Annotated in this window: 23 protein-coding genes; 6 read left to right on the forward strand and 17 right to left on the reverse strand. The window is 32.4% G+C overall.

The window, feature by feature from the left end:
* Positions 1-380: 380 nt before the first annotated feature.
* From BMZ74_RS10710 to BMZ74_RS10725, 4 genes are all read right to left on the reverse strand, one after another.
* The gene (locus BMZ74_RS10710) at positions 381-1535 is read right to left on the reverse strand and encodes a response regulator transcription factor (protein ID WP_089862227.1); all 1155 of its coding nucleotides are present in this window, start codon (positions 1533-1535) and stop codon (positions 381-383) included.
* A gap of 1 nt (position 1536) precedes the next feature.
* Entirely contained in the window at positions 1537-3291 is a 1755-nt protein-coding gene (locus BMZ74_RS10715; protein WP_089862228.1) for a sensor histidine kinase, read from the reverse strand.
* 12 nt (positions 3292-3303) lie between these two features.
* Complete coding sequence (locus tag BMZ74_RS10720; protein ID WP_177181429.1) at positions 3304-4227, reverse strand: substrate-binding domain-containing protein; 924 nt, start codon at positions 4225-4227, stop codon at positions 3304-3306.
* A gap of 191 nt (positions 4228-4418) precedes the next feature.
* Positions 4419-4619 (reverse strand): hypothetical protein, encoded by a 201-nt coding sequence (locus BMZ74_RS10725; protein ID WP_089862230.1) that lies wholly within the window; start codon positions 4617-4619, stop codon positions 4419-4421.
* 239 nt (positions 4620-4858) lie between these two features.
* Here BMZ74_RS10725 and BMZ74_RS10730 point away from each other — a divergent pair, with 239 nt between their 5' ends.
* The 4 genes from BMZ74_RS10730 (at position 4859) to gndA (ending at position 9187) form a co-directional block, all read left to right on the forward strand.
* Complete coding sequence (locus tag BMZ74_RS10730) at positions 4859-5491, forward strand: lactate utilization protein (protein ID WP_089862231.1); 633 nt, start codon at positions 4859-4861, stop codon at positions 5489-5491.
* Between the two features lie 73 nt (positions 5492-5564).
* Positions 5565-7082 carry a glucose-6-phosphate dehydrogenase gene (gene zwf, locus BMZ74_RS10735; protein WP_089862232.1) on the forward strand — a complete coding sequence of 506 codons (1518 nt, stop codon included), beginning with the start codon at positions 5565-5567 and terminating at the stop codon, positions 7080-7082.
* A 35-nt stretch (positions 7083-7117) separates the two neighbouring features.
* Positions 7118-7771 (forward strand): cyclase family protein, encoded by a 654-nt coding sequence (locus BMZ74_RS10740; RefSeq protein WP_089862233.1) that lies wholly within the window; start codon positions 7118-7120, stop codon positions 7769-7771.
* 15 nt (positions 7772-7786) lie between these two features.
* A complete protein-coding gene (gene gndA / locus BMZ74_RS10745; RefSeq protein WP_089862234.1) occupies positions 7787-9187 on the forward strand; it encodes an NADP-dependent phosphogluconate dehydrogenase in 1401 nt (466 codons plus the stop codon).
* Positions 9188-9318: 131 nt separating this feature from the next.
* On the opposite strand, the gene BMZ74_RS10750 is transcribed toward gndA, so the two are convergent.
* The 6 genes from BMZ74_RS10750 to BMZ74_RS10775 all read right to left on the reverse strand — a co-directional run bounded on the left by BMZ74_RS10750 (position 9319) and on the right by BMZ74_RS10775 (position 16029).
* Positions 9319-10293, reverse strand: a complete 975-nt coding sequence (locus BMZ74_RS10750; protein ID WP_089862235.1) for a YbgA family protein — start codon at positions 10291-10293, stop codon at positions 9319-9321.
* Positions 10294-10312: 19 nt separating this feature from the next.
* A complete protein-coding gene (locus BMZ74_RS10755; RefSeq protein WP_089862236.1) occupies positions 10313-11089 on the reverse strand; it encodes a DUF1295 domain-containing protein in 777 nt (258 codons plus the stop codon).
* A 25-nt stretch (positions 11090-11114) separates the two neighbouring features.
* Positions 11115-12932 carry a DegV family protein gene (locus BMZ74_RS10760; protein ID WP_089862237.1) on the reverse strand — a complete coding sequence of 606 codons (1818 nt, stop codon included), beginning with the start codon at positions 12930-12932 and terminating at the stop codon, positions 11115-11117.
* Positions 12933-13085: 153 nt separating this feature from the next.
* Positions 13086-14126, reverse strand: a complete 1041-nt coding sequence (locus tag BMZ74_RS10765) for an ATP-binding cassette domain-containing protein (RefSeq protein ID WP_089862238.1) — start codon at positions 14124-14126, stop codon at positions 13086-13088.
* Positions 14126-14821, reverse strand: a complete 696-nt coding sequence (locus tag BMZ74_RS10770) for a GTP-binding protein (protein ID WP_089862239.1) — start codon at positions 14819-14821, stop codon at positions 14126-14128. The genes BMZ74_RS10765 and BMZ74_RS10770 overlap by 1 nt, the downstream gene beginning before the upstream one ends.
* Entirely contained in the window at positions 14818-16029 is a 1212-nt protein-coding gene (locus BMZ74_RS10775) for an ABC transporter substrate-binding protein (RefSeq protein WP_089862240.1), read from the reverse strand. Before BMZ74_RS10775 ends, BMZ74_RS10770 begins: the two co-directional genes overlap by 4 nt.
* A 153-nt stretch (positions 16030-16182) precedes the next feature.
* Here BMZ74_RS10775 and BMZ74_RS10780 point away from each other — a divergent pair, with 153 nt between their 5' ends.
* Complete coding sequence (locus BMZ74_RS10780; RefSeq protein ID WP_089862241.1) at positions 16183-16854, forward strand: Crp/Fnr family transcriptional regulator; 672 nt, start codon at positions 16183-16185, stop codon at positions 16852-16854.
* Positions 16855-16998: 144 nt separating this feature from the next.
* Positions 16999-18771: a methyl-accepting chemotaxis protein gene (locus BMZ74_RS10785; RefSeq protein ID WP_245750873.1), complete on the forward strand. Its 1773-nt coding sequence runs from the start codon at positions 16999-17001 to the stop codon at positions 18769-18771.
* Between the two features lie 157 nt (positions 18772-18928).
* Here BMZ74_RS10785 and hcp read toward each other — a convergent pair whose 3' ends face one another.
* From hcp to BMZ74_RS10815, 7 genes are all read right to left on the reverse strand, one after another.
* Entirely contained in the window at positions 18929-20593 is a 1665-nt protein-coding gene (gene hcp / locus BMZ74_RS10790) for a hydroxylamine reductase (protein WP_177181431.1), read from the reverse strand.
* A 240-nt stretch (positions 20594-20833) separates the two neighbouring features.
* The gene (locus BMZ74_RS14540; protein ID WP_177181430.1) at positions 20834-20977 is read right to left on the reverse strand and encodes a hypothetical protein; all 144 of its coding nucleotides are present in this window, start codon (positions 20975-20977) and stop codon (positions 20834-20836) included.
* A gap of 237 nt (positions 20978-21214) precedes the next feature.
* Positions 21215-21703 (reverse strand): ferritin family protein, encoded by a 489-nt coding sequence (locus BMZ74_RS10795; protein WP_089862244.1) that lies wholly within the window; start codon positions 21701-21703, stop codon positions 21215-21217.
* A 70-nt stretch (positions 21704-21773) separates the two neighbouring features.
* Positions 21774-22625 carry a thiamine pyrophosphate-dependent enzyme gene (locus BMZ74_RS10800; protein ID WP_089862245.1) on the reverse strand — a complete coding sequence of 284 codons (852 nt, stop codon included), beginning with the start codon at positions 22623-22625 and terminating at the stop codon, positions 21774-21776.
* Entirely contained in the window at positions 22625-24301 is a 1677-nt protein-coding gene (locus BMZ74_RS10805) for a 2-oxoacid:acceptor oxidoreductase subunit alpha (RefSeq protein WP_089862246.1), read from the reverse strand. The genes BMZ74_RS10800 and BMZ74_RS10805 overlap by 1 nt, the downstream gene beginning before the upstream one ends.
* Positions 24302-24416: 115 nt before the next feature.
* A complete protein-coding gene (gene wecB, locus BMZ74_RS10810; RefSeq protein ID WP_089862247.1) occupies positions 24417-25571 on the reverse strand; it encodes a non-hydrolyzing UDP-N-acetylglucosamine 2-epimerase in 1155 nt (384 codons plus the stop codon).
* 43 nt (positions 25572-25614) lie between these two features.
* The gene (locus BMZ74_RS10815) at positions 25615-26073 is read right to left on the reverse strand and encodes a chemotaxis protein CheX (RefSeq protein WP_089862248.1); all 459 of its coding nucleotides are present in this window, start codon (positions 26071-26073) and stop codon (positions 25615-25617) included.
* Between the last annotated feature and the right edge of the window lie 355 nt (positions 26074-26428).

A 26428-nucleotide genomic window follows, 5' to 3' on the forward strand; every position in this document is an offset into this window, starting at 1 on the left:
AATTCTTCAAAGGGAAAGAGACACTCTTGTCGAATATTATTAATAGGGCTTCACCTTCTTTCGGGTTTTATGGGTGCTACTATTTAATTCGACAAGATGGGGTGAAGCCCTTTTTATATCATTAAAATCTTTGTTATATCAAGGCTTATTTTTATGAAATTCGCTTACTTATATAAACTTATAATTCTCAATTGAGTTATTTGATTTATCTAAATTTTATCTAAAAACAGTAAATTAAACCATGTAATATATTTTTTTTACCTAGAAAATTTTTTGTTTTACCTAAAAGATTTGTTAAAATAAATAGCTATAAAAAAACTGCCTTTATTTAAATAGAGGCAGTTACTAAGCTTTTTTATATAAATATAATTATAATAAAACTAAAACAAATTAATATTTTCACGATAAGTAGTGGGTGATGTTCCAACCATTTTTTTAAACCAGGAACTAAAATAATAAGCATCATTAAATCCTAATTGGTCCGCAACTTGATAAACTAAATTATCTGTTGTTTTTAAAAGCTCTTTTGCTTTAGCAAGGCGCAGCATATTTAAATAATCGCTAAAACTTTCCCCAGTTTCTTCCTGAAATAGATTACTTAAATGACCTGTACTTAAATTAAACTTAACTGCTAATTGATTTAAAGTAATTCCCTGCTGATAATTTTGGGCAATATAATCTTTCATTTCAGCAATCAACTGCTGTTTTTGTTCTCCAGGCTTAAAAGTAAGTAAGTCATGCAATCTTAACAAGAATTCTTTTAAAAATATTGCTAATTTCTGTTTTTGAAAATCAGCATAAATAATATCTTTTAGATGCTGCTTATCAATTAAAACAAGCAGATCTTCAATTGGATAATCAAATTCTTTAATTATTTTAAAACTTTCTAGAATTAAATTATTTAAAAATAACACTATTTTTTCTTTATTTAAGGCAAGTTGATCAACTTTAACAACAATTTTATTAACTATTTTTAAAATATCATCCTTGCTGCCTCTTTTTAGAACAGCATTTAAATCAAGTTGGTTTAAAATTAAAGACTGCTCTTCAATGAACTTTTCATCATTAAGCCAGCTGTAAAAGGGATCAGCTTGACTGTGGTCAATATAGTCGGCAATTTCCTTTTGTAGTAAAGCTAACTCACTTGCCTGGTTTTGTTTGTTAAGAATCTGATCACGAGCAGTATTAACAACCTCTAACAATTTTTGAGATCGAAATGGTTTTAAAAGATAATCATTAACTCCAAACCGGATTGACTGCTGTGCATATTCAAACTCAGCATAACCAGAAATAATTATTATTTTTAACTGAGGTCTAATTTTCTTAGCCTCTTCAATTAGATTCATCCCACTTAATTTTGGCATCTGAATATCTGTTACTAAAATATTAATTTCTTTCTCTTTTATTAGTGCAAGGGCTGCTTCTCCGTTTGCAGCAGCATAAACTTGGTAGCCAGATTTTTCCCAATCTGTATTATTTATTAACTTATGCCGGATTGGCTTTTCATCATCAACGAGCAGTAATTTAAAAATCAAACTAATTACCTCCCTCTAAATCAATTTTAATAGTAGCAATTGTCTTTTCACCACTAACACTTTCTATACTCAAACCAGAACTATTGCCATAAATTAATTTAAGCCTGCGATTAACATTGCGCAGTCCAAAATATTTTTTAGCTTCTTTTACCTGAATTTCACCCTGTAAAATTGCATTAATTTCTGCTGTCATAGCTGCTGATATTCCAATTCCATTATCAATGATTTTAAAATAAATAAAGCCATTATTAAGATATGCTTTAATTATTACCAGACCTTTCTTTTCTGCTGGTAAAAGGCCATGATAAATTGCATTTTCAACCAGGGGTTGTAAAATAAGTTTCGGAATATGCTTATCCAGTACCGCTATATCTTCAACATCAACAATATATTCATACTCTTCTCCATGCCTGAACTGCTGAATATAAAGGTAGTTTTTAACATGATTAATTTCATTCCTAATTAAAACCATTTCCTTGCCGTGACTTAAACTCAAGCGAAAAAATTTACCGAGAGCTTCGACCATTTGAGTAGCTCTATCAAAGTTTTTGCTCTCCAGAAGACCAATAATTAAATCAAGTGTATTATAAATAAAATGAGGTTTTATTTGGTTATCAAGACTTTCCATTTCTAATCTACGCAGTAATTTTTGCTCTTTAACATTTTGCTCCATCAAATCATTAATTCGACTAATCATTTTATTAAAACTCTGGCCAAGCTGAGCAATTTCGTCATTACCTTTAATATCAATTTTTACTGAAAGATCATTTTCTGAGGCACGATGAGTCAATTCCTGTAATTTTTTAATTGGCTGTGAAAGGGCTGAAGAAAGATATGTTGTTAATAAAATAATAATTAATAAAATAAACAAAGTTAAATAAATAGTTATATCAGTTAAATAATTCAACTCAGCTTCAACTTCATCAGCCGAAGCCATACTAATAATATACCAGCCCGCCAATCTGGAAAAAGTAGAAGTCAATAAATACTTTTCTCCATTTAAAGTTAGCTTTCGATTAGAAAAACCACCTGCAAAAAGCACACTTTTGCTGCCAATCTTATTTTTATCAGGATGGTAAATAATATTACCTTGCTGATCAGCAATGAAAAAAAAGCTTTTTTCTCCCAGCTGAAAATCAGTTAAATTAGCTAAAAAATTGAGATCAATATCAGCTGAAATTAAAACATTCTCAGCTGCAATCTCAGGAAAATATGGTCTAACAAAACTAACAACTTCTTGCTGAAAATAATTTCTGTGTGGCGGCAGAAAATAAAGTTCATTTTCTTCTCCTTTAACTAAATTTTTTTTAAATTTTTTAATATCTATATTATACAGGCCATAACTGCTAATTCTGCGACCATCCTGAAATGTAATTGCAATATCACGCAAACCTGGTTTCATCTGCTTTAAATTATTAAAATCTTCCCAGATTCTAAAACTATATTTACGATTATTGCGAAAATCATTTACCTGAGTCAACTTAATAAATTGATTAATGTAAAAATCTTGATCCCGGGCCAGAAACTGCTCAATTTCAATAATATAATCTTCTAGATCACGCCGCATCCGTTTGACCATTTCTTGTGAATAAGCAGCAATTCTATTATTAATCTCACCCCGATAAATATTAAAAGAAAGCAGACCAAAAAATAACATCGGCAGGAGAGCAATTAACAGAAAAGAAATAATGAGCTTAGTTCTGATAGTATGAATTTCAATTCCATTAGCAATTTTTTTAAATAAATTATTTATCATCTCATCAGCACCTTACTTAACCCGCCAGGGTTGATGTGTTTGTAAAAGCTGCTTTAAATTATTTTTATCAGCAATTTCAAGTCCAGTTTCAATATATTCAGGTGGTTTTTCTCCCTCAATAAGATAATTATATAAAGCAAGCAATCCCCGAGAACCCATTGCAGACATATCCTGTCCAACTAGATATTTTAACAACCCCCGCTGCTCAAGCAGCAGTGCATCGTAGAATATATCAATTCCTACTGCAATCCCACCTTCTGCTGCCCATTTTTGAAAATTAGGCAGGGCTTCTGCAGGTACATAAAAAGGCCACCCTCCTGCAAAAAATATGATATCTATCTGGGGATTTTTCTGTAAATATTGTTCTAATAATTCTACAGAAAGATTTACATTATCCTGATTCTCAACTATATCACTCAACACAATATTACTATCTGCTATTGTATCAGAAAAGCCTGCAATTCTACTATCTAGATTGAGAGCTCCTCTAACTCCAGTCATAATCATCATTTGCAGTTTTTTAGCCTGACCTTGATAATCAATTCCTTCTTGCCTAAGTACTTTAAGCAAACCTCTTGCTGTTGCCTGACCAGCTTTATAATTATCAATCCCTATATGGAACAGGCGCTTACTATCCGGAGCATCAGCATCAAAAGTAGCAACTGGGATTCCAGCTGCTACTGCCTGGTTAATAACTTCTATATAATCAGGTGTATTATTAACACTGACAATCATACCATCAACCTGCTGTTTAATTAAACTTTTAATTATAGAAATTTGCTTTTCTGCATCATAAGTAAAAGAAGAAACCCATTCTAGCTTAATTCCTAACTGAACTGCCTGCTGCTGTGATTTTTCAAAAGCATCCAAAAAAATTGGGTTATCAAGTGAACGCGGCACAAAAGCAATTGTTAATTTCTTATTATCTATTGCCAAATTGGAATCTGCTGCTAGCACAGAATTAAAATTAAAGCTTAATAAAATAAATATCATAATAAAATTTATAATTAGGGAAAATTTATATTTTTCCGACAACTTAATCACCACTTTCAGCTGGATTTATTATAAATAATAATTAATTGATTTCCCACAAAGAAAAGAGCCTATTTAAGGCTCTTCTCTAAAAATTAGGCCATCACATTTATATTCTGACCTCGGCCCGGGCCAGCAGCCCTGGCTTGACTGACAGCAGCAGTTGTTTCCTGCATACCTTCAATAAGTTTCGAAACACTGCCTGCATCCATTCCCATAGCCTGTTGGAGACCAAACATGCTAAGTGATTGTTGGACACTAGCAATTTGACTCTGCATTGCAGCATTCACATCCATAAAATCACTCCTTTTAGTATTTAATTAGCTCCTAGTTTATCCAGACTAATCAATAATACTTATTTAAATGATAGCAGATTTTAAGTATTATTTCCACTTTTTTTCCAGATTAAAAACTAAAAAGGCAGGAAATCAACCTTAAATTGGTTAATTAAATAAATATGTTCTTAATTAAAATTTAACTTTGAAAAAACTAAATTAAAAATTATTATTTGTTTTAAAAGGAGACTGATTATTTTATGAGTAAAAAGATTTATTACCAAAAAAAAGCTGCTGCTCTAATTAAAAATTTTGCTAAACGTAATATAGAGTCTTTCTACTGCAAAGATTCTATAACAGCAGTAGCTAAAGTGATGAGCTTAATTCCAGAAAAAAAGTCAATTAGCTGGGGAGGATCAATGACTTTAAACGAATGCGGGATATTAGAAGAACTTAAAACTAAAGACTACCAGCTGCTTGATCGTGATCAGGTTCAAACCAGGTCTGAAGTAGAAGCTATCTATTACAAAGCCTTACAGGCTGATTATTATTTAATGAGCAGCAATGCGATAACAACTGACGGCAAATTAGTTAATACAGATGGTAATGGCAATCGTCTGGCAGCTTTAATCTATGGGCCCAAAAATATTATTATTATAGCAGGAATGAATAAAGTTGTCAGCGATGAAGCAGCAGCTCGACAGAGAATCCGCAATCAGGCTGCTCCTATCAATGCAATTAGACTTGATCAAAATACTCCCTGTACTAAGACTGGCAGCTGTTATGACTGTCAATTAGAAGATACCATCTGCTGCCAGACAGTAATTACTAGAAGGTCAAAACATCCGGGGAGAATTAAAGTTGTTTTAGTTGGAGAAGAATTAGGTTATTAAAATTTGTTAATCTATTTACAGTAAAGATAATAACTTTGTGTTAGTTTAGAAGTAGTTTTGGGAGGTGTCAATAATGGAAAAAAATTTAATTAATAATTTAGTTAAAGATAAGGATCAAAAATATATAGAAAATAATTTTCAATTTATCCTTTTTGGTGGTACAGGTGATTTAGCCCATAATAAAATAATTCCTGCTTTCTATAACCTGGCTGCTAAAAACATCCTCCCGCCCAATTATAATCTAATTGCGACCGGGAGACGATACGAGAATCAAGCAGAATATCTACAGGCACTTTATAATTCCTTAAAAGCAAAAAAAGAAACTATAGATGATAAAATCTGGCAGTCATTGAGTGATAAAATAGAATATTTTAATTTATCTTTTACTAATGATGATGATTTTATTAAACTAAAAAAATTCCTGGAAGATAAATCTGCAGCTGAAAAACCAAGTAATAGGATTTTTTATTTAGCAACTGCACCTGGTTTTTTCGCTTCTCTAGCTCAAAAATTAGAAAAATTTAATTTATTAGATGTAGGGTTTAGCAAAAATAAATCACGATTAGTAATTGAAAAACCTTTTGGGCATGATCTTGAATCTGCTCAAGAGTTAAATAAAAATCTAACTGAAATTTTTTCAGAAAAAAATATTTTTAGAATTGATCATTATCTTGGTAAAGAAATGATACAGGATATTATGGTCATTAGACTTACCAATCCTATTTTTAGAGCTATTTGGAATAAAAATCAAATTGATAATATCCAAATTTATTTAAACGAATCTGAAGGTGTCAAAGACAGAGGAAAATATTATGATGATGCTGGTGTAATTAAAGATATGTTTCAAAATCATATGCTACAGGTATTATCTTTAATTACTATGGAAGAACCAAGCGAATTAACAGCTGCAGAAATATCTCAAAAAAAAGTAGCTGTATTTAAAGAGTTAGCCGATAATGACTTAAGCAATATTGACGAACATATAGTTCGCGGTCAATATGACAGCAACATAATTAATGAGCAAGAGATAAAATCTTATCGTGATGAAGATGAGATTCCAGCTGATTCTGAAACAGCTACTTTTCTAGCTTTAAAATTATTTTTGAATAACCAGCGCTGGCAGGGAGTTCCAATTTATCTTAAATCAGGAAAACGTTTAAAAGAAAAGGAAGCCACAATAGCGATTGAATTCAAAAGTAATTTTCATAATGCTTACCAGAACCAGCAAATTGAAAATAATTTACTTTTAATAAAAATCCAACCAGATGAAGGAGTTTCTTTACGTTTTAATACCCGTAAACCGGCCAGCAACAATAAAATAATTCCAGTTAATATGGAATTTTGCCAAAGCTGTCAGCAGTTTTTTAATTCACCAGAAAATTATGAAGTTCTAATTACTGATATGCTTAATGGCGATAAAACTTTATTTACCAGCTGGGAAGAAGTTTCTTACTCCTGGAAATTCATTGATAAAATACAGCAAAAAACAACAGAAAAATCAATTAAACTGCACCAATATCCTGCTCTAAGTAATGGCCCAGAAGCTGCTCAACAACTTCTGGCAGCTGATGGTCGTAAATGGTGGGACTAACTTAAATAGTATTTAGCAACAGAGGGGGAAATAAAATGTATGATATTTCAATGACAATTGCCAAAGATATGCTTGTTTACAAAGGTAAAGACGAGATTAGACCACGACTGGAAGTTTATCGTGACTTTAAAACTGGGGATGCTCATGAAACTAAATTGGAAATGAATGTCCACACTGGAACCCATATTGATGCACCATTACACATGCTAGAGGATGGACAAACAGGCAATCTCTTTTTTGATGAAAAACCTTTTTATAAAGCTAAACTGCTTGACTTAACAGATGTTAAAAAAAGTATTTCAGCATCTGATTTACAGAAGTTTAAAATTAATAAAAATGATTTTATCATTCTAAAGACTATTAACTCTAAACCTGGCTTTTTAGAAGAAACTCCTGCTGAATTTATTTATCTTGATCAAAGTGGAGCTGAATATTTAATTGAACAGCAAATCAAAGGAGTTGGCATTGACACCAATGGTATTGAAAGAAACCAGAGTGAACATCCAACTCATAAGAACTTACTAAAAAATAAAATTATAATTTTAGAAGGATTACGACTGAACCAGGTACCTGCTGATTCATACTTTTTATTATTATCATTATTAAAAATAGCTAATAGTGATGGGCTACCAGCTAGAGCTTATCTTTTTGCAGCTGGCGAAATAGAATCTATTTTGGCTCAACTATAAATGGAGGTTAATAAAATGGATAATTATCAATTTGGCCTAATCGGTCTTTCGGTAATGGGACAAAATTTAGCACTTAATATTGCAAAAAATTATAGTTTGGCAGTTTATAATAGAACTGATAGTAAAACTAAAGATTTTATTGAAAATAAAGTTACTAGTGAACAAATAAAAGCTACTTATCAAATTAAAGATTTTATTAATTCTTTACAAAAACCACGTAAAATAATGCTAATGATTAAGGCGGGTAAACCAGTCGATTTAGTAATTGATAGTTTATTACCTTTCTTAGAAAAAGATGATATTATTATTGATGGTGGGAACTCTCATTTTAGTGATACTGAAAAAAGACTAGAAAATTTAGCAGACAAAGGTATCCGCTATTTAGGTGTTGGTATTAGTGGCGGTGAAGCAGGTGCTCTGCACGGACCATCTATTATGCCAGGTGGTAATAAAAGTGCTTATGAGGAAATTGCAGAAATTTTGCAGTCTGCTGCAGCTAAAACAGAACAGGGTAATTGTGTCGGCTATTTAGGCCCCCGTTCTGCTGGTCATTATGTTAAAATGGTTCATAATGGAATTGAGTATGGTATTATGGAAGCCACTGCTGAAATATATGATTTTCTCAGAAAAGTTCTCAATTTTAAACCAGCTGAAATAGGTCACTTATTTGCTGATTGGAATCAAGATTTTTCAGCTTATTTGATGGAAATAACAGCTGAAATAATGGAAAAAGATGATCCAGAAACTGGTGAAAAATTAATTAATATAATTTTAGATAAAGCAAAACAGAAAGGAACTGGTAAGTGGAGTGTTGAAAGCGCACTCGAACTTGGAGTTGCTATTCCAACTATTAATGCTGGAGTTAACGCTCGCCTGCTTTCTGCTTTAAAAACAGAAAGAACAGCTAATAGCCAACATTTCCCCCAACCAGATCAGCCAGAAGTTCAAGCTGCTGAAATTATCCCTCAACTTAAATCTTTGCTCTATTTAACAACTATAGTTGCTTATGCAGAAGGGTTTAAACTTTTAACAGCTGCTTCTCAAGAATATGAATACCAGCTAAATTATCAAGAAATAGCCCGGATCTGGGAAGCAGGTTGTATTATTCGCTCCGGACTGCTCGAAAAAATTCGTTCAGCTTATCTTAATCAGCCAGAATTAACTACTTTACTAACCAGCAGTGAATTTAAACAGGATTTAATTTCAGCTGCTAAAGCAGCTCCTCAGATTTTTTCTCTAGCTGCTCAGGCTGAACTACCTTTGCCTGCTTTACAAGCTGCTTTTAATTACTTTAATAGTCTTAAAAGTGCAGAATTACCAGCTAATTTAATCCAGGCACAGCGAGATTTCTTTGGAGCCCATACTTACCAGCGCAAAGATAAAACAGGTGTTTTTCATACTGAATGGGAAAAATAATCAGATAAAATTAAACTGTTGCCAATAAATATGATTTCAAAAGTATAGTTAATGTAAAACTAGGTGAGCAAAATAAAAGCTCACCTAGTTTTAACTTTTTATTCATTATATTCTAGATATTCTAGCTAAAACTATAATCTTCCTGTACCAGAATCACTGCGATTAATCAGTTCAGCTGGATAAGGTTCAAAAATAGTTTGTTTACTTAAATAATCAACTTTAAATCTAATAATCCAGGCCTTTAAAATAGCAAGCGGCAGAGAAAAAGATACTTTGTCTTTTTTAAAACTCCTTGCTACCTCAATAAAATATTCTCTTTCTTCTCGACTAATATCAGAAGATACATAACCAAAAATATGCTGTAACATATTATATCTTTTTCCAGTATCAGGTCTTACTTTAATGGTTTCAATTAGCTGCTTTTTATATTCTAACATTGTCGCTGCTGTTTTACCTTTTTGATGATTAGCTATAATTCTACCTAATTTATTTAAGCCGCGCTGATGATATGACATAATTAAATATTTATTATTGCTGTGAAACTTAATTAACTTATTTATTTCATTACTGGCAATTATTTCTCTTAATTTAGCCAGCATAAAAATCTGAATTAAAAAATTTTCTCTCAATTTAAAGTTTTTTAAGCGGCCCTCATTTTCAATAAATATATTGGGAAAAATATTAGCTAACTTAGCAGTAAAATAGCCTGCCCTTTTTTCACCTAATGCAGCCACCTTACCAGCTTCAGGATAAACCTTAACATCATTACTGCCACAAGAAGGAGAACGATTTTTGGCGATAAAACCATCTATTTCCTCTGCAGCTACATCAGCTGTGAATTTTTCAATAAAGCTATCCATTTTAGCAGTATGATCTTCACCAGTCATTGAATCCACTAAATGATAGCCAGTTTCGTCTTTAATCAGTCTAATGGAATTACGAGGTACTCCGAGTCCAATTTCAACTTCTGGACAGACCTGAATAAAATTAACAAAATCTGCCAGTTCCCTGACAAATTGATCAGAAACTTTGTCACCATTATAACGACAATTACAGTATTCTAAACATTTACTTAAAATTACATTTGGTCTAATAAAATCACTCATTTTTACTACCTCCTAGCCATTATTTATCTGGAAACCAGGGAAAAAACTTATTAGTTTTAGCTGCATACTCTTGGTATTCTTGATCAACAGCATATCTTTTCTCTAATAAAGGAACTCCCGAAACAAAAAGCAACAAATAACTAATTAAAAGAGGACTAAAAATAAACTTCCAACCACCCGGAACTGCTGTATTGATTAAAAATATTCCCCACCAAACAAGCATTTCGCCAAAATAATTAGGGTGCCTGCTATATTTCCAGACTCCACTTTTTAATATTTTTTCTGAACTACTATTGCTCGATTTTTGTTTAAACTTATGCAGCTGTACATCAGCTACTATTTCTAAACCTAAACCAAATAAGAAGACACTAAGACCACATAAATCTATAATTTTAAACCCAGTTGCCGGTTTAGAAATTATTCTAATAACTGGTAAAACTATTATAAAAAGTAAAATACCCTGTAACATAAAAATTTGCAAAAAAGATCTTAAATAAAAATATCGCCATTTTTTACGCCATTTAGCATATCTAAAATCTTCAGGTTGAGCAAAATTTCTCTGCCAGAGATGATAGCTTAACCGTACTCCCCAGAGGCTAACTAAAAATACAATCAAAATAGAACGGAAATAATAATTAGTAGTTAAGTAAAGAGCAAAGTTACTAACTAAAACAAAACCAAACCCCCAGGCAATATCAACCAGCGAATTATTATGACGCAGAACTGCAATTAAGAAAATTATAGAAAAATATACAAATAAAAAGATTAATAACTGTTCATAAATATGATCAGTCATTTTTAGAACAACTCCTCACTTTTTATTATTTTTCTAATAAAGCAACTGCTGTGCTACCACTGCCAGCATTTAAAGCAACTACTGAAGATATTTCTTCCACAAATTCTACTTTTACATTTAATAAGTTATTTATCATTTGCTCAAATTCATGAGCCCGCTGCTGGTCATTTCCATGTACAATTGCTAAATTAGCTATGCCATTCTTCTCTTCATGTTTTTTTAGAATGTTTTTTATTTTATTCAGATTAGCTTTTTTACTAAATGACCTTGTTTTTATCATCCCCTGGCCCTTGCTGTCAATAGAAATAATCGGATGGAGATTTATTAAATTAGCTAATTTACCCTTCCAGGATTTTATTCTCCCCCCACGGATCATATATTTAAAATCAGAAACACTGACATAAATATATAATTTATTTCTGACTGCTTTTAAGAATGAAACTATCTCTGTAAAACTTTTACCTTCAGCAATCTTTTTGGCCGCTTCCATAACCAACAGCCCCTGAGCAGCAGAATTGGTTTTAGAATCAATAACTTCAATTTGAGATATTTCTGCTGTAGAAATCAATTTATTAGCAGCTTTTTTAACAGCTGAATATAGACCGCTCATTGCAGAAGAAACAGTTATTACAATTATGGAATCATAATATTCAGCTAGATAAGTCAACTTACGATTAATAGTTTCTGGAGTCGGCTGAGCTGAAGTTGGAAATTCAGGCAATTTAGAAGTTAGTTCAAACAAATCAGAGGCTTTAATTGCAAGACGGTCAATAAATTTTTCGCCACCAATTAAAATATTCAGCGGCAAAATATGAATCTGATGTTTATCTTTAAAATCTTGCGGTAAGTCAGCAATAGAATCTGTTAAAAGAGCAATTTTAGAGTGCTGATTATATTTAACTGCCTGCTGCAGCTGCATATCATCTACTTTTTGCTTAATAAAACTACTTTCTGCCGCTAAAATATTGAAAATTCTAGCCGGAATATTAGTGTGAATATGAATTCTAGTTCGCTGTCCTGACTGAGCAACCAATAAAGAATTGCCTAAACCTTTTAATTTATCTTTTAATTCTACAACTGTAGTTTGTAAATTTTCTAAATAAGCTTCTGTACAATAACGAAATTCAATTTTTTTATTAGCAAATTCTGCAGAGCTTAATTCTTCTCTGCTGTATTTAGCTAATTGGTCAGCAATATTTCCAGCAAATTCAAAATTTTGATTTGCCAAAGTTCCCTTATGGATTAAATCAATTATACCTGTTAAGAAAAGAACAAAAGCTTTAGCTCCCGCATCAACTACAGCTGCCTTCCGTAAAACTTCAAGCTGTTGAGTAGTTTGATTTAAAGAATACCTGGCTTTAATAAGTGATTTTTCAAGAGCTACAACAAAATCTTGTGTCTGCCTACTCTGATTTTTTAATGAATCAGCCCATGCTTTCATTACAGTTAGAATCGTCCCTTCGACTGGATTAGCCAGACTCCGGTACGTATAATCTACAGCTGCTTCTACAGTTTCTGCAAATTTAATTAATTTAATTTTTTCAGCTTTATCAAGATTTTTTGCAAAACCATTAATAAACTGAGCAAAAATAATACCCGAATTACCCAGTGCACCTTGTAAAGCAATTTTACCAAGTTCAGTAAAAAGAGCCGCTAAAGATTTTTGAGAGGTACTCTCTCGACAGATAGTAGACAGAGTATAAGTTAGATTACTGCCTGTATCACCATCTGAAACTGGAAAAAGATTAATCTCATTTAGATATTGCTGTTGGCTAATAACCCGATTAGCTCCTGCTAAAAATGCAGAATAGGCTCTTTTACCATCAAGATAGTTAATTTTCAATGTTATTAACCTCCAGTCTGTAAATAAAAATTTTTGAATCTTAACTTAATTATATCCTTTTTAAGCAATAATTGAAAGTTATTCAGTTAAATTACAAAAACTCACTCTACTTAAGCAGAGTGAGTCCTGAAAATTTATTTAATTATTTAATAACTAATTAATCAGCTTAATTGCAGTAAGCTGCTGACTAATTTGGCCTAATTTTTTACCATAACGAAGATCTTCTCTTAAATCTCCCAATAATTTATCTAATATCTGTAGTTCTCTGCGCAATTTTTTCTCTTCTGCAGTTGTTGTAATAATATCAGCTATTCCACCATTATTGATAATTATACGTTTATCTCCCATTAAAGCTAAAACAGGATCATGAGTTGCCATCAGAACTATCTTTTCTTCTCCAACTAATAACTCTAGTGCCTTTTCCCGGTTTATACCAGCATTCTCTATTTCGTCAATTAAAATAATTGGAGAAGAACTCAAAATAGCAGTATCTGCTATCATTAAAGCTCTTGATTGGCCACCACTTAAACTCGTTATCTGGGCTTCAGCAGCAAATTTTTCTCCTGCCAGCTGATTTGCTTCTTCAAATATCCTGTCCACTAAAGCATCTTCCTGCTCAACCAGACGACTTTCGGCATGTAAATGCAAAAATTCTTTAACTGATAAGTCCATCACAAAATTCATATTTTGAGAAAGCTGAGCGACTAATTTTTTACCTCCGGTAAACCGCCATTTTTTATCAGGAATCTGGTCATTAATTAAAATTTTTCTTTCAGTAGGAGTATCTCCCTGAGCAGTCCACTCTATATCTGCTAAGAGTCTACTCTTACCAGAACCAGTTGGGCCTACTATTGAAATAATTTCTCCACTTTTAATATTTAGCTGTTTATAATTTTCTGGATATCCTGATTTATCTTTACCAGCTAAAATAGATAAAGTTTTAACTACAGAATCAGTTTCACCTAAAAATTCTTGCATATTTTCGATATAAGAAAGCAAACTAGCTGTAAATTGTTCCAGATCGAAGACAACATCTTCTCTTGCTTCAAGACTTAAATTTTGAAAAATTTCTTTTAAATTTTTTTCTTGATCATTTAAAACAAGTTTTTGTTCTTTAAAAAAATTTTCAGTATAAGGATATTCGGCTATAATTTCGCTAATCTTTTTATTCTTAAGCTCTGTCTGATTAAACATTAATCATCACCCAATTCTATTTTTCTGACATTTCCCAATTGATGTTCTTCACCAATTTGAGTTTCTCCTAAACAGTACGAACACATTGCAGAGGGCATCGAAAATCTCAATTTCTTACCAGTCACTGTTTCAATATTGTCAGCTTTATCATAAAGCAAAGTTGAAAATTCAAAAGCTCCCTGACCAGTTAACCCATTGACATTCATAACTAGAGCATCAGGATTAACTGTACTAACCCGAGAAGCAAAAACTTCTCGTTCAGCTTGTGATACAATATCTCCTTTGGTAATAACTACAATATCTGCTGTTTTAAGCATTGGTCCAATTTTTTTAGGGGTATTAATACCACTTAAATTATCTATGACACAAATAGCTTTAATGTCTTTAATATAAGGGGAACAGCGATTACATAAACCTGCACTTTCAGTAATTAAAAGATCAAGTTTCTGTTTTTTTCCCCACTGCACAACTTCTTCTATATTACTGACGAAATAATGATCTGGACAAAGTGAGCCCGATAAACCCTTTTTAACAGGAACACCAGCTTTTTGATAAAGTTCGTCATCATCTGTATATAAACAGTCAAATTTTACTACCCCCACCTGTAGTTTTCTCTGCTGGAGAGCTGCAATTGTTTTTAAAATAACAGCAGTCTTTCCGGAAGAAGGAGGGCCAGAAAAAGTTACTACATTCATCTTTTTGCCACCTCCACTGCTTGATTAAATTCATTTTCCAGATCTTTTAATAGCTGGCCCGGATCCTGATTTCTTAAAAAATCCCAGCCCGGCCACATAAACTTAGCATTCTCAGGCAGCCCATTATCAATTTCTGGAAGTACACTGGGAAACAAACCCTGTTCGGCTAATATTCTTCCAATTTTTTTAGAAGCTAATAAATCAATTATTGGCTGCAGCTGCTCAATTTTTTCTCGTTTAGTTAACATAAAAATAGGTGAAACAATTGCTCCATCTTCTGGCCAGATAAATTCTAAATGAGGAAAACGCTTAGCCATTCTAGTAAAGAAATAGGGCATGATTGTAATTGCTGGTTGATCAGCTGCTTTTCTGCCCCCTTCTTTAATCATTTGAGAGGGATGCAGGGCTTTCTTCATTGCCCGCCCTAAATTCTGGACTCCTGATTTACCATAGCTTTGATAAATATTTAATAAAATTGCATTAAAAAGATCAAAATCACTTACTGGCAAACTAACACTATCAGCAAATTCAGGCTGTAGAATATCTGCCCAACTATGCGGAATTTTTCGATCACCTAGTTCTTCGCTATTTACCATAAAAACTGCCGGTACTATACTCAAAATTGAGTAGTCACCTGCTGGATCTAAAAGATCAGCACCAGCTTTAACAAAGTCTTGATTTAATTCAGTAATTCCGCTTGCATCTTTAAATACATTCTGCCGACGAAAGCGATCCATTAAATTATGATCAAAGAAAAGATCAAAGCCAGCTGAAATAAAAATATCTGCTAAACTAGCTGAAGATTCAATTTCGGCAAAATCTTGTTTAAGCCATTCTAAGCCTTGCGAAGCAGATTTTAAATCTAGTTCTACCTGAAAATCAAGTTGAGAAGCAGTTTTTGTTAATTCTTCTGTTAAAGGAAGTTTAACGGGACAGGGCAGTGAACCAGAAACCTTAATCTTAGCTCCTGTTTTTGATTCATAATCTGATTTTCTGATTTCATTTTCTAATAAGTCAACTAATTTGTCTAAATTAATTCCTTTTAATGCAGCTGCCTGAGCTAGAGTTATTTTAGCACCAAATTCTTTTCTTTTAACTTGATCATTTAACTGAGTAAATCCCTGCTTTACTAAAAGAGGAATTATTGATCTATATTTTTCTGTGAGTTCAAAAAGATTTTTATTAACATTAATAATACTGTTTTTCATTTTAATAACACTCCTTAACTTTTTTCATTAACTAAAGTTTAGCATTTAACTAAAGTTTCTTCTGTGACCAATCTCACTCAAGTAATAAAAATTTGCAATTAACTTAGAATTTATTTATTATTAAAGATAGTAAATTACACTGAGGTGAAATAAATGAAATTAGTTAAGAAAATTCCATTCTTTAGTTTATTGAATGAAAATGAACTAAAATTAATTGAAAAAATTGCTTTTGAAAAAAATTATCAAAAAGGTGAATATATTTTCTTTGAAGGTGATCCTGGTAATAAATTTTTTATTATTAAATCAGGTCAGGTTAAATTAACCAAAATGATTGCTGATGGTTCTGAACAAATTTTAAATATTTTTAGTGATAATGACATTATAGCTGAGATTGTTGCTTTTGATAAGGGTAATTATCCTGCTTCTGCAATTACTATTACCGAGACTACAATGATTGTCTTTGCACAGACAGAACTAGAAAATCTAATCCTTAAATATCCAAATATCGCCATTAAATTACTTAGAGAAATGAGCGGCAGGCTGCGGAGAGCGCAAAAAAATGTCCGTGATTTAGCTCTTAAAGATAGTTCAGCTAAGGTTGCTGAATTATTATTATTTCTCAGTCAGAAATATGGTCTTAAAAATGATAAAGACCAGATTAGTCTAGATATTGCTTTAACTCAGCAAGAACTGGCCAGTATGATTGGTAGCAGTCGTGAAACTGTTTCCCGGATTTTAAATCAGTTTGAAAATAAAGGATTAATTAAAACTTCTCGTAAAAAAATATTAATTTATCAGCTCGAAAAATTAAAAAATTTAACCTAAAATAATAGTCTTAAAACAAATTTAGAACTCTCTCTTATTTTTTTATCTTAATTTTATTTATTTTCCTTTTTATAAATATTTATGGTATAATAATTTAGAATAATTTTCAAATTCTTAATTAAAAATGGGGGTCCAACAATTATTATGTTTAAAAACTTAAGTATTGCTAAAAAAATATTTACAGTTATTGGGATTAGTTTCATTATTTTAATTATCATAGCCGGTTATTTTTTGAATTATGAATTTAAAAATCTAAATCAACAAACTAGCTTAACTGTTAAAAGTTCTCTGCTTGATTTAGAAAAACAGAGAATTGAAAATTCAACAGAAATTGCAGCCAATTATCTAGGTCAGCTAATTACTAAACAAAGTATGGGCTTAACTGAAAATGGATTAATGATTATGCTTAAAAACTATAATAAGGGGATAACATTTGGTGAAACAGGTTATTTCTTCATTTATGATTCACAGGGAAATACAATTTCTCTACCACCAAGTCCTGAACTAGAAGGTACAAGCCGCTGGGATCTTCAGGACAGTAATGGTAAGTATATTTTGCGCTCAATCGTCAAGACTGCAGCAAATGGTGGGGGCTTTGTTAATTATATTTACAATAACCCTCAGACTGGAGAAACAGAAAATAAAATTAGCTATGTAACTAAAATACCGGGAACAAACTACATAATTGGTGCAGGTACATATGAAGGTGTAATTGCAGGTAAAATTGATAAAACTGAAACAAAAATGGACTCTATTATTCGTCAGATATATTTTGCTATTCTGCTCTTTTTAGCAGCTGCAGCTATCATTTTTATCATAATTATTTTATTTATTTCTCGCTACATCTCTAAAAATATAAATTTAGTTCTAACTGGAATGAAAAAAATTGCTGCTGGAGATTTAACTCATAATTTGAAAGTTAAAAATCAAGATGAAATTGGCCAGTTGGCTCAGGCATATAATCAAACTATTAATTCTCAAAAAAATATGATTAATGAAATCCAGAATGAAATAACTGAACTTAGTTCGCAGAGTGAAGAACTTTCTGCTTCAGGTGAAGAAGTAGAGAAATCTGCTGAGCAAGTTGGAGCTGCTATTGAAAATGTAGCTTCGGGAGCTGAAGAACAATCTGCTCAAATTGAAGAAACTAGTAAAAATATTGAAGAACTACTCAATTATATTAAAGCAACCAAAAAAATGTCAGCTGAAATGGGAGGTTCTTCGCAAACAGTTAAAAATAATGTTGAACAGGGAACTGAGTCGATGCAAGCTTCAATTAGTCAAGTTAAACGCTTAAAAGATGATTCAGCTGAAATATCTGTCACAATTAATAATTTAGGTAATCTTTCTGAGGAAATTGGAGAAATTGTTAAATTAATTAATAACATATCTCAGCAGACCAACTTACTTGCTTTAAATGCAGCAATTGAGGCTGCTCGTGCTGGTGAAGCAGGACGCGGATTCTCAGTTGTTGCTGATGAGGTTAGAGAATTAGCTGAAGAATCAGCTCAGGCAACAGATAATATTTCTAAATTAATTGAAAAAATCCAGGCTGGAGTTGCTACTGCTGTTCAGAAAATGGATGGCACTGAAAAAGCTGTTAATACCAGTGTAGAAGTTATTGAAAATACAGCCAGCGTTTTTGTTAATATTGAAGATGCTGTTGCTAATTTAAGTGGTTTAATAAATACTATTGAGCGAGAAACAGAAGCAATGACATCGTTAAGTTCTGATGTAAACAATATGGTAAGCAATGTGGCTGCCGTTAGTGATGAAGCAGCAAGTAATGCAGAAGAAGTTGCTGCTGCCAGTCAAGAGCAGATTGCTGCTACTGAAGAAATAGTTTCTGCTTCACACCACCTCTCTACAATGTCAACTAAGTTAAAAGAATTAATTAGTAAATTTAAATTAAAATAATATTTTAAGATTAAATAAATTATTATTTTATATGTAAAAATATTGATTATTAAATAAAAACACCTACTGCTGTTAAAACAGCAGTAGGTGTTTTAGCTTTACTTACTTCAATTAATAAAACTAAACTTCTTTAAAACTTATTTCCTTTGAAATTGATTTATTTACCTGCCATAATTGCTGCAACATCTGCTTCTACATCACCAACAGGTTTAATATCAAACTTATCAACTAAAACATTTAAAACATTATCAGATATAAAAGCAGGAATTGTCGGACCAAGCCTAATTCCTTTTACTCCCAGTGAAAGTAAGGCAAGCAAGACAGCTACTGCTTTTTGCTCATACCAGGCAATATCATAAGAAATTGGTAAGTCATTAATATCATCAACTCCCATTGCTTCTTTAAGCTGAAGAGCAATATAGGCTAAAGAATAAGAATCATTGCACTGACCAGCATCAAGAACTCTCGGTATGCCACCAATATCACCTAAATCAAGCTTATTATAACGATACTTAGCACATCCAGCTGTTAATATTACAGCATCTTCAGGTAGTTCTTTTGCAACATCAGTAAAGTATTCTCTATTTTTAAAACGACCATCACAACCACCCATTACTACAAATCGCCCAATATCACCGTTTTCAACTGCTGCAATTACCTTATCTGCTACACTCATCACAGTATTTCTAGCATAACCCCCGGGAATTGTTCCTTCTTCTAATTGAACTGGAGACTCACATTTTTTAGCTAATTCAATTATTTCAGAAAAATCTTTACTTTCTCCCTCTTTACGATCAGCTATATGTTTAACACCAGGATAACCTGCCATACCAGTAGTAAAAATACGCTCTTGATAAGAATCCTTAACAGGAGTTATACAGTTTGTTGTCATTAAAATTGGTCCATTAAATGATTTAAACTCCTTATCCTGATGCCACCATGAGTTACCATAATTACCAACAAAATGATCATATTTTTTAAAGGCTGGATAAGAATTAGCTGGCAGCATTTCACTATGAGTATAAACATCTACTCCTGTTCCTGCTGTCTGCTCGAGCAGTTCTTCCATATCTTTTAAATCATGTCCACTAATTAAAATTCCTGGATTATTTCTAACTCCAATATTAACATCAGTTGGCTCAGGGTGTCCATAAGTAGAGGTATTGGCTTCGTCTAATAGAGCCATAGTTTGTACAGCCATTTCACCAGTTTCCATGACTAAAGCAACAAGATCATCAACACTAAGACTATCATCAGTTGTAGCAGCTAAACATTTCTGGACAAATCTATCTATTTCCTGCTTATGTTTACCCAGAACTCTAGCATGATCACCGTAAGCTGCAATACCTTTAAGTCCGTATGTAGCAAGCTCACGTAAAGAACGCACATCAACATTTTCAGTCTCTAGTACCCCAACGTTAGAGCTTTTTTCATAATAATCATTTAGATTATCACTAAACCAGGTAGCTTGCTCTGGTAAAGAACCAGTAAATTCCTGACCATGATTATCTTTATAAGCTTTTTCAAACTCGGCTTTAATTTCAGCTCTTAATTCAAAAGCTTCTTTAATTAAATTTTCAAATCTTTCCGCATCAAAATTTGCATTAGTAATTGTAGCAAACAGGCCTTCCATAATAAATGGTGCAGTTTTTGCAGAAAGGTCAGTTCCTTCTGCTCTGGCCTTTTCAGCATAAATTGAAATCCCTTTTAAAACGAAAACTAAAAGATCTTGCAAATTGGCGACCTTGGCATCTTTACCACAAACACCTCGCACAGTACAACCTTCATTTTTAGCAGTTTCCTGACACTGATAACAAAACATAGACATAATTAATCCTCCTCATTGGATTTATAATTTGCTGTGCTGTAATCAAATAGATTTACAACAGCAATATTAATAACTTTTAAAAAAAGAAACTAATAATCTCAACTCAGATATAATTATATACTAACTCAAATAATCTTCTATGATTTATATCACAAAACTATTTTCCTTTATTTCTTTTATCGGGAAAGAACAATTATATAAATACTAACTTCAAAAAAAGCCAATAAAAGCAGCCTAAATTCTTCTGCTTTTAAAAATCATTAAAACCCTAATTGTACTTAACGAAACATCAGTAATTCTTGCTAAAAAAATTAAAAGTCCTGTAAAAAAATATTTGCCAGTCTCTCTCCACATCTGGATAGTATTTTTAATATCCATAGTAGTTTAGCAAAAAAATGTCAGAAAGAAACAATAATTAACTAAATTTTACTTATTTAAAATAAAATAACCCTGAACCCAAAATTAAGATAGGAATTACACTTACAAGTAATTTGACTTTTCCAAAAAACTTTAAGCGGCAGAATACCAAAAAAACAATTCCATAAATCTATAATAAATTTTGGATCCAGGGGTTATTGGACTAAATATATTTAACTTTAAGTAATTAGCTTATACTTAATAATCTTCCAGATGATACCATTCAGCATCATCGAGCCAGGTATTAGGACGATCAACCATTTCAACAATATTATCCATAATTTTTTCATGTTTCTTTTCTTCTTTAGCTAACTTTTTAAAAGTTTCTTGAACAGCTGGCAGATCAGATTCTTCAGCTTTTTCAAGATAAAAATTATAGCTATCTGCTTCCATAACTTTAGCTTTTTTATAAATATCTACCTGTTGTTGTCCCATTACACTATCGCCAGGCATATTTTTAGATATTTTATCAAAAGCATCTTTAGCCATTGGTAAAATACCAGATTCTACTTCGTCAACCTTTTTTTCAGCTTTTAATTGTCTCACTATGTTTTCATGTTTCTTTTCTTCTTTAGCCAATTCTAGAAAAACCTGTTTTATTTCTTCATGTTCAGTGTTAGCAGCACAATCTTCATAAAACTCACGGTTTTTAATTTCAAAATCAATTGCAAAATCATAAATATTCATTATTAATTTTCCTCCTCCAATAGTTTAAGATATATCCTATTTATTTATATTATTTAATTATAATCTACTTTTATTGGAACTCAGCTAATAAAAACTCTAAATCTTGAGGTTTTACCTCTCTCTCAACTAAAGCTTTATCTTCTAGATAGGGAATTCTATCCCGAAAAGTAGCTTTTTCTTCTCGATAGATTATACCAATCGGAATTTTATCGCCAAACTCATTAGCTACTTTTACTGCTGCTTCGTAATCAGTTGGATCATGATCTTCTAGCTTATAAACTCTCTCATTATACCATTTATAAGTATTAATTTTATTAAAAGAAACACATGGTTGGAAAATATCAATTAAAGCATAGCCCCGGTGTTTTTTAGCTTCTTTAATCATAGCTTTTAAATGCTCACGATCTCCAACAGTACTCCGGGCAACAAAACTAGCTTTCATACCAACAGCAAATCTAACTGGATTAAAAGGTTCAGCATTAACTCCATACGGCTGAACCGGAGTTACAATGTCCTCACCACTTGTAGGAGAAGCTTGTCCCTTTGTCAATCCGTAAATTTGGTTATCATGAACAAGGTGAATAATATCTAAATTTCGTCTAATATTATGCAAAATATGATTACCACCTTCACCATAACTACAGCCGTCACCAGATTCAACAATTACTGTCATTTCTGGATTGGCAACTCTCATTGCAATTGCAGGTGGAAGTGATCTTCCGTGCAAACCATTAAACCCATTTACTTTTAAATAATGAGGCATTTTAGCAGCCTGTCCAATCCCGGTGTACATGGTTACTTCTTCTGGTTTAAGATCCATTTCTGCTAAAGCATCAGCAAGAGCGGTTCTCAAAGGAAAATTACCACAACCAGGACACCAGGCAGTTTCTCGATCAGCCTGATAAGCATTAACATCTACCATTATTTATTCACCTCTTCTTTAAATCTATTTGCAATTTCTTGACCAGAAAATGGTCGACCATCATCTTTTAAAATACTATAATCAGCTTCAATCCCTGTTTCACTCCGTACTAAACGAGCAAATTGAGAACTATAATTACTTTCTACAAAAATAAGTTCTGCTCCAGCTGTTACTTTTTCCTGGATAGTTTTAGTCGGCAATGGCCAGACATCATTAAAAGATAACCTACCAACTTTATAGTCATCAGCCAGCATTGTACAGGCTTCCTGAACTGGACCAGCTGTTGAACCCCAACCAACCAGAACATAATCCGGCTTTTCTGGTCCTTCATAGTCTGGTTCTAATAAGTCTTCTGCAACTAACTTTTCAATTTTTTTAGCTCTTTTAGCAACCATCTTATTTCTAGTTTCGCCATCTTCAACAATATGGCCAAATTCATCATGTTCATCACTATCAATTAAAACAACTTGACCTTCGAGTTGTCCTGGATATGCGCGAGGTGAAATACCATCATCAGTAAGTTTATAGCGCTTATAATCACCACTAATTTTAGCAGGATCAGCAAGATTTCTTTCTATCTTAAGATCGCTTAGATCTATTTTATCAATTGTTTTAGAACCATCTCCAATAAACTGATCAGATAAAATAATAACTGGTAGTTGATACTTATCTGCCAGATTGAAAGCCCTAAATGTCTGATAAACTGCATCCTCCTGATCTTTAGGTGCAAGTACCATTAAAGGGAATTCATCTTGAGCAATATTAACTGCAAACAGTAAGTCACCCTGACCAGTCCTGGTTGGCAGTCCTGTTGCTGGTCCTGGACGTTGAACATCAGCAATTACAATTGGAGTTTCAGTTATACCTGCTAAACCAACGCCTTCTGCCATTAAAGCAAGTCCTCCACCAGATGTTCCTGTCATAGAGCGCATGCCACTGTAAGTACCTCCCAGTGCCATATTAATGGCTGCTATTTCGTCTTCAGCTTGCTCAACAACTATGCCAAGTTCCTTTTGTTTGCCGGCGAGATAGGTTAAAATTCCAGTTGATGGTGACATTGGGTAGGCAGCATAATAACTTACACCAGCCAGGGCAGCCCCCAGACCAACTGCACTATTACCGTCAATAACCATTCTGTTTTCTTTTGCACCTAAATCATCTAAATCATATAACTTTTCTACAGCTTGATAACCTTTGTTAAGTAATTCAAGATTGTCATCAATTACTGATTCTTTATCAGCAAAATGTTCTCTAATTGCTTCTTCTGCTTCTACTGTTGGTAAACCGAGAATTTTAAAAGCTGCTCCAACATAAACGGTATTCACTGCTCTGGGATTAACTTCTTTTGCTATCTCTTTAGCATCAATGTTTACCACATTTTCAGCATCATCTTCAATAGATGCCAGAATTGTACCCTGTTCATCCATTTCAGAACGATGGATATCAACACTCTCTTTATTGAGAGCTAAAAGCAAATCAATACCTTCATCTGGACCTGCAACTTTCTGATCACTTATCCGTACCTGCATAAAGTTATGCCCACCTCTAACTCGTGACATATAATCTTTTGTACTGAATAAGTAATACCCATGCCGGGAAAAGGTTTTCGTTAAAAGACCCTCAACTGTCTTGAGGCCCTGTCCGGCTTCTCCAGCAATTACAATGTTAAAATCCAATCTTATTACCTCCTTCTGCTCAGCTGTTAACTAAGTTTGATTACTATTATTAGTTCTTGCTAATTTATATAATTCAAGAGACAATAATTAAATCCTGCTTTTTGGAAAAATTAATTTAGTTATCTGCTAAAAAATCAGCTGGTTTTTCAAAGGTGAATTTAAAGAAAAAATCTAGAGCATTAATTATTCGCTGAACTGCTTTACCATCACCATAAGGATTAACAGCAGAAGATCGCTGTTGGTAAAGCTCTTTTTTAGTTAATAAATTAAAACTTTCCTGATAAATCTTCTCCGAATCAGTTCCTACTTTAATTACAGTTCCAGCACTAATTGCTTCCGGCCTTTCTGTAGTATCACGCAAAACTAAAACTGGTTTTCCCAAAGCTGGTGCTTCTTCTTGTATTCCTCCCGAATCAGTTAAAACAAGATCAACTCGAGCTAACAAGTTAGCAAATGGTAAATATTCGAGTGGTTCAATTAAATGAATCTGTGAATTATCTCCTAACATTTCTGCTGCCAGTTCTCTAATTACAGGATTTAAATGAACAGGAAAAATAACTTCTAAATCACTAATTTTATCAGTTAATTTCTGGATTGCCCGAAAAATATTTTCCATTGGTTCGCCAAGATTTTCACGACGATGCGTAGTTAATAAAATTGTCTGCTTATGCTTAAAATCAAAATTATACAAAGTAGAATCTGCAAATTTATAATTGCTATCTACTACTGATAACAAAGCATCAATTACTGTATTGCCAGTCACAAATATTTTTTCTTTATTTATATTTTCTAAGAGCAAATTTTCTTTTGCTTTAATTGTTGGTGCAAAATGAAGGTCTGCCAATACTCCTGTCAATTGGCGATTTATTTCCTCGGGAAAAGGAGAATATTTATTATGAGTACGAAGCCCAGCCTCAATATGAGCTATTTTTAGCTGTTGATAAAAGGAAGCCAGAGCACCAGCAAAAGTAGAAGTTGTATCACCGTGAACTAATAATAAATCTGGTTTTTCTTGTTTTAAAATCGGTGCTAAATTTTTAATTATTTTAACTGTAATTCCATTTAAACTTTGTTTTTTTTGCATTATATCAAGATCATAATCTGCCTTTAAATTAAATAATTCTAGTACCTGATCAAGCATTTCTCTATGCTGAGCTGTAACAGTAAGTACTAACTTATAATTGCTGTTTTTTTGTAGTGCTTTTAATAAAGGAGCCATTTTAATTGCTTCTGGCCTTGTTCCAAAAATAGCCATTATTTTTTTAGCCATAAAAGATCATCATCCTTAACTATTTTTCATTTATATTTTAAATTTAAAGTAAAGAAATATTCAACTCTAATAAAATGCCATCAATCTCCATTTTAATAGCAATTATCTTGTCAGAATTCATTTCACATTTAAACTTTTCTCCGAACATAGTTGTTGGTGGAGAAATATCAACTTCAAGATCATTTTGAGCAAAATTGATGCTTGCATTAGCAGTTAGCATATTCGATAATTCAGAAAGTGCACTTTTAGCCATATTATCAAGCTCGGTTAATTCTTCAACCATCATCATTTGAGCAGCAATCTTTTTAGCATTTTCAAAAGAAAGATAATAGGCAACATTACCTTCAACATCACCTACAAGGCCAAGCATCATTACAATTCCTGTTCGTTCTTTATTATCTTTTATAATTGAAATATCCTTCTTTTTAACATCATTAAAACCTAATTGGGGGAAAATATTATTTACTGCCGCAATAAAAGGGTTAATATATTCTACTTTCATCTAAATTACCCCTCGTATAATATACTTAGTGATATTGAAATATATCACCATTTAAATATAAACTTTCTTGTTTCCATTAATTTTAGATTTAGTCCCTGATATAATGATATTTAAAGATATCCAGGGTAGATTTTGATCCCCCTTGTGGCATGTAATTACATGACTACTTTAAAAGTCTGATCCCCTGAGACTGATATGAACTCCTAACACGTATGCTGTGTCCTATTTGTTTTCTGCTGCTTTAGCAGGCAGCTGCCTTTGTACTCAAAACTTACTGGTGAACACTAATGGCGAGGCTGTTGAACTCTCAGTTTTTCAGGGACTAAATCTGGTTATCTTTTTTAGACTCCCAAAC

The organism is Halanaerobium salsuginis (genome assembly GCF_900114545.1).
Taxonomy (GTDB): domain Bacteria; phylum Bacillota; class Halanaerobiia; order Halanaerobiales; family Halanaerobiaceae; genus Halanaerobium; species Halanaerobium salsuginis.

Excerpts from the sequence above, each read along its gene's own strand:
- BMZ74_RS10715 (WP_089862228.1), bottom strand. The coding sequence starts at position 3,291 with ATGATAAATAATTTATTTAAAAAAATTGCTAATGGAATTGAAATTCAT.
- BMZ74_RS10725 (WP_089862230.1), bottom strand. The coding sequence starts at position 4,619 with ATGGATGTGAATGCTGCAATGCAGAGTCAAATTGCTAGTGTCCAACAA.
- BMZ74_RS10730 (WP_089862231.1), top strand. The coding sequence starts at position 4,859 with ATGAGTAAAAAGATTTATTACCAAAAAAAAGCTGCTGCTCTAATTAAA.
- zwf (WP_089862232.1), top strand. The coding sequence starts at position 5,565 with ATGGAAAAAAATTTAATTAATAATTTAGTTAAAGATAAGGATCAAAAA.
- BMZ74_RS10740 (WP_089862233.1), top strand. The coding sequence starts at position 7,118 with ATGTATGATATTTCAATGACAATTGCCAAAGATATGCTTGTTTACAAA.
- gndA (WP_089862234.1), top strand. The coding sequence starts at position 7,787 with ATGGATAATTATCAATTTGGCCTAATCGGTCTTTCGGTAATGGGACAA.
- BMZ74_RS10750 (WP_089862235.1), bottom strand. The coding sequence starts at position 10,293 with ATGAGTGATTTTATTAGACCAAATGTAATTTTAAGTAAATGTTTAGAA.
- BMZ74_RS10755 (WP_089862236.1), bottom strand. The coding sequence starts at position 11,089 with ATGACTGATCATATTTATGAACAGTTATTAATCTTTTTATTTGTATAT.
- BMZ74_RS10765 (WP_089862238.1), bottom strand. The coding sequence starts at position 14,126 with ATGTTTAATCAGACAGAGCTTAAGAATAAAAAGATTAGCGAAATTATA.
- BMZ74_RS10770 (WP_089862239.1), bottom strand. The coding sequence starts at position 14,821 with ATGAATGTAGTAACTTTTTCTGGCCCTCCTTCTTCCGGAAAGACTGCT.
- BMZ74_RS10775 (WP_089862240.1), bottom strand. The coding sequence starts at position 16,029 with ATGAAAAACAGTATTATTAATGTTAATAAAAATCTTTTTGAACTCACA.
- BMZ74_RS10780 (WP_089862241.1), top strand. The coding sequence starts at position 16,183 with ATGAAATTAGTTAAGAAAATTCCATTCTTTAGTTTATTGAATGAAAAT.
- BMZ74_RS10785 (WP_245750873.1), top strand. The coding sequence starts at position 16,999 with ATGTTTAAAAACTTAAGTATTGCTAAAAAAATATTTACAGTTATTGGG.
- hcp (WP_177181431.1), bottom strand. The coding sequence starts at position 20,593 with ATGTTTTGTTATCAGTGTCAGGAAACTGCTAAAAATGAAGGTTGTACT.
- BMZ74_RS14540 (WP_177181430.1), bottom strand. The coding sequence starts at position 20,977 with ATGGATATTAAAAATACTATCCAGATGTGGAGAGAGACTGGCAAATAT.
- BMZ74_RS10795 (WP_089862244.1), bottom strand. The coding sequence starts at position 21,703 with ATGAATATTTATGATTTTGCAATTGATTTTGAAATTAAAAACCGTGAG.
- BMZ74_RS10800 (WP_089862245.1), bottom strand. The coding sequence starts at position 22,625 with ATGGTAGATGTTAATGCTTATCAGGCTGATCGAGAAACTGCCTGGTGT.
- wecB (WP_089862247.1), bottom strand. The coding sequence starts at position 25,571 with ATGGCTAAAAAAATAATGGCTATTTTTGGAACAAGGCCAGAAGCAATT.
- BMZ74_RS10815 (WP_089862248.1), bottom strand. The coding sequence starts at position 26,073 with ATGAAAGTAGAATATATTAACCCTTTTATTGCGGCAGTAAATAATATT.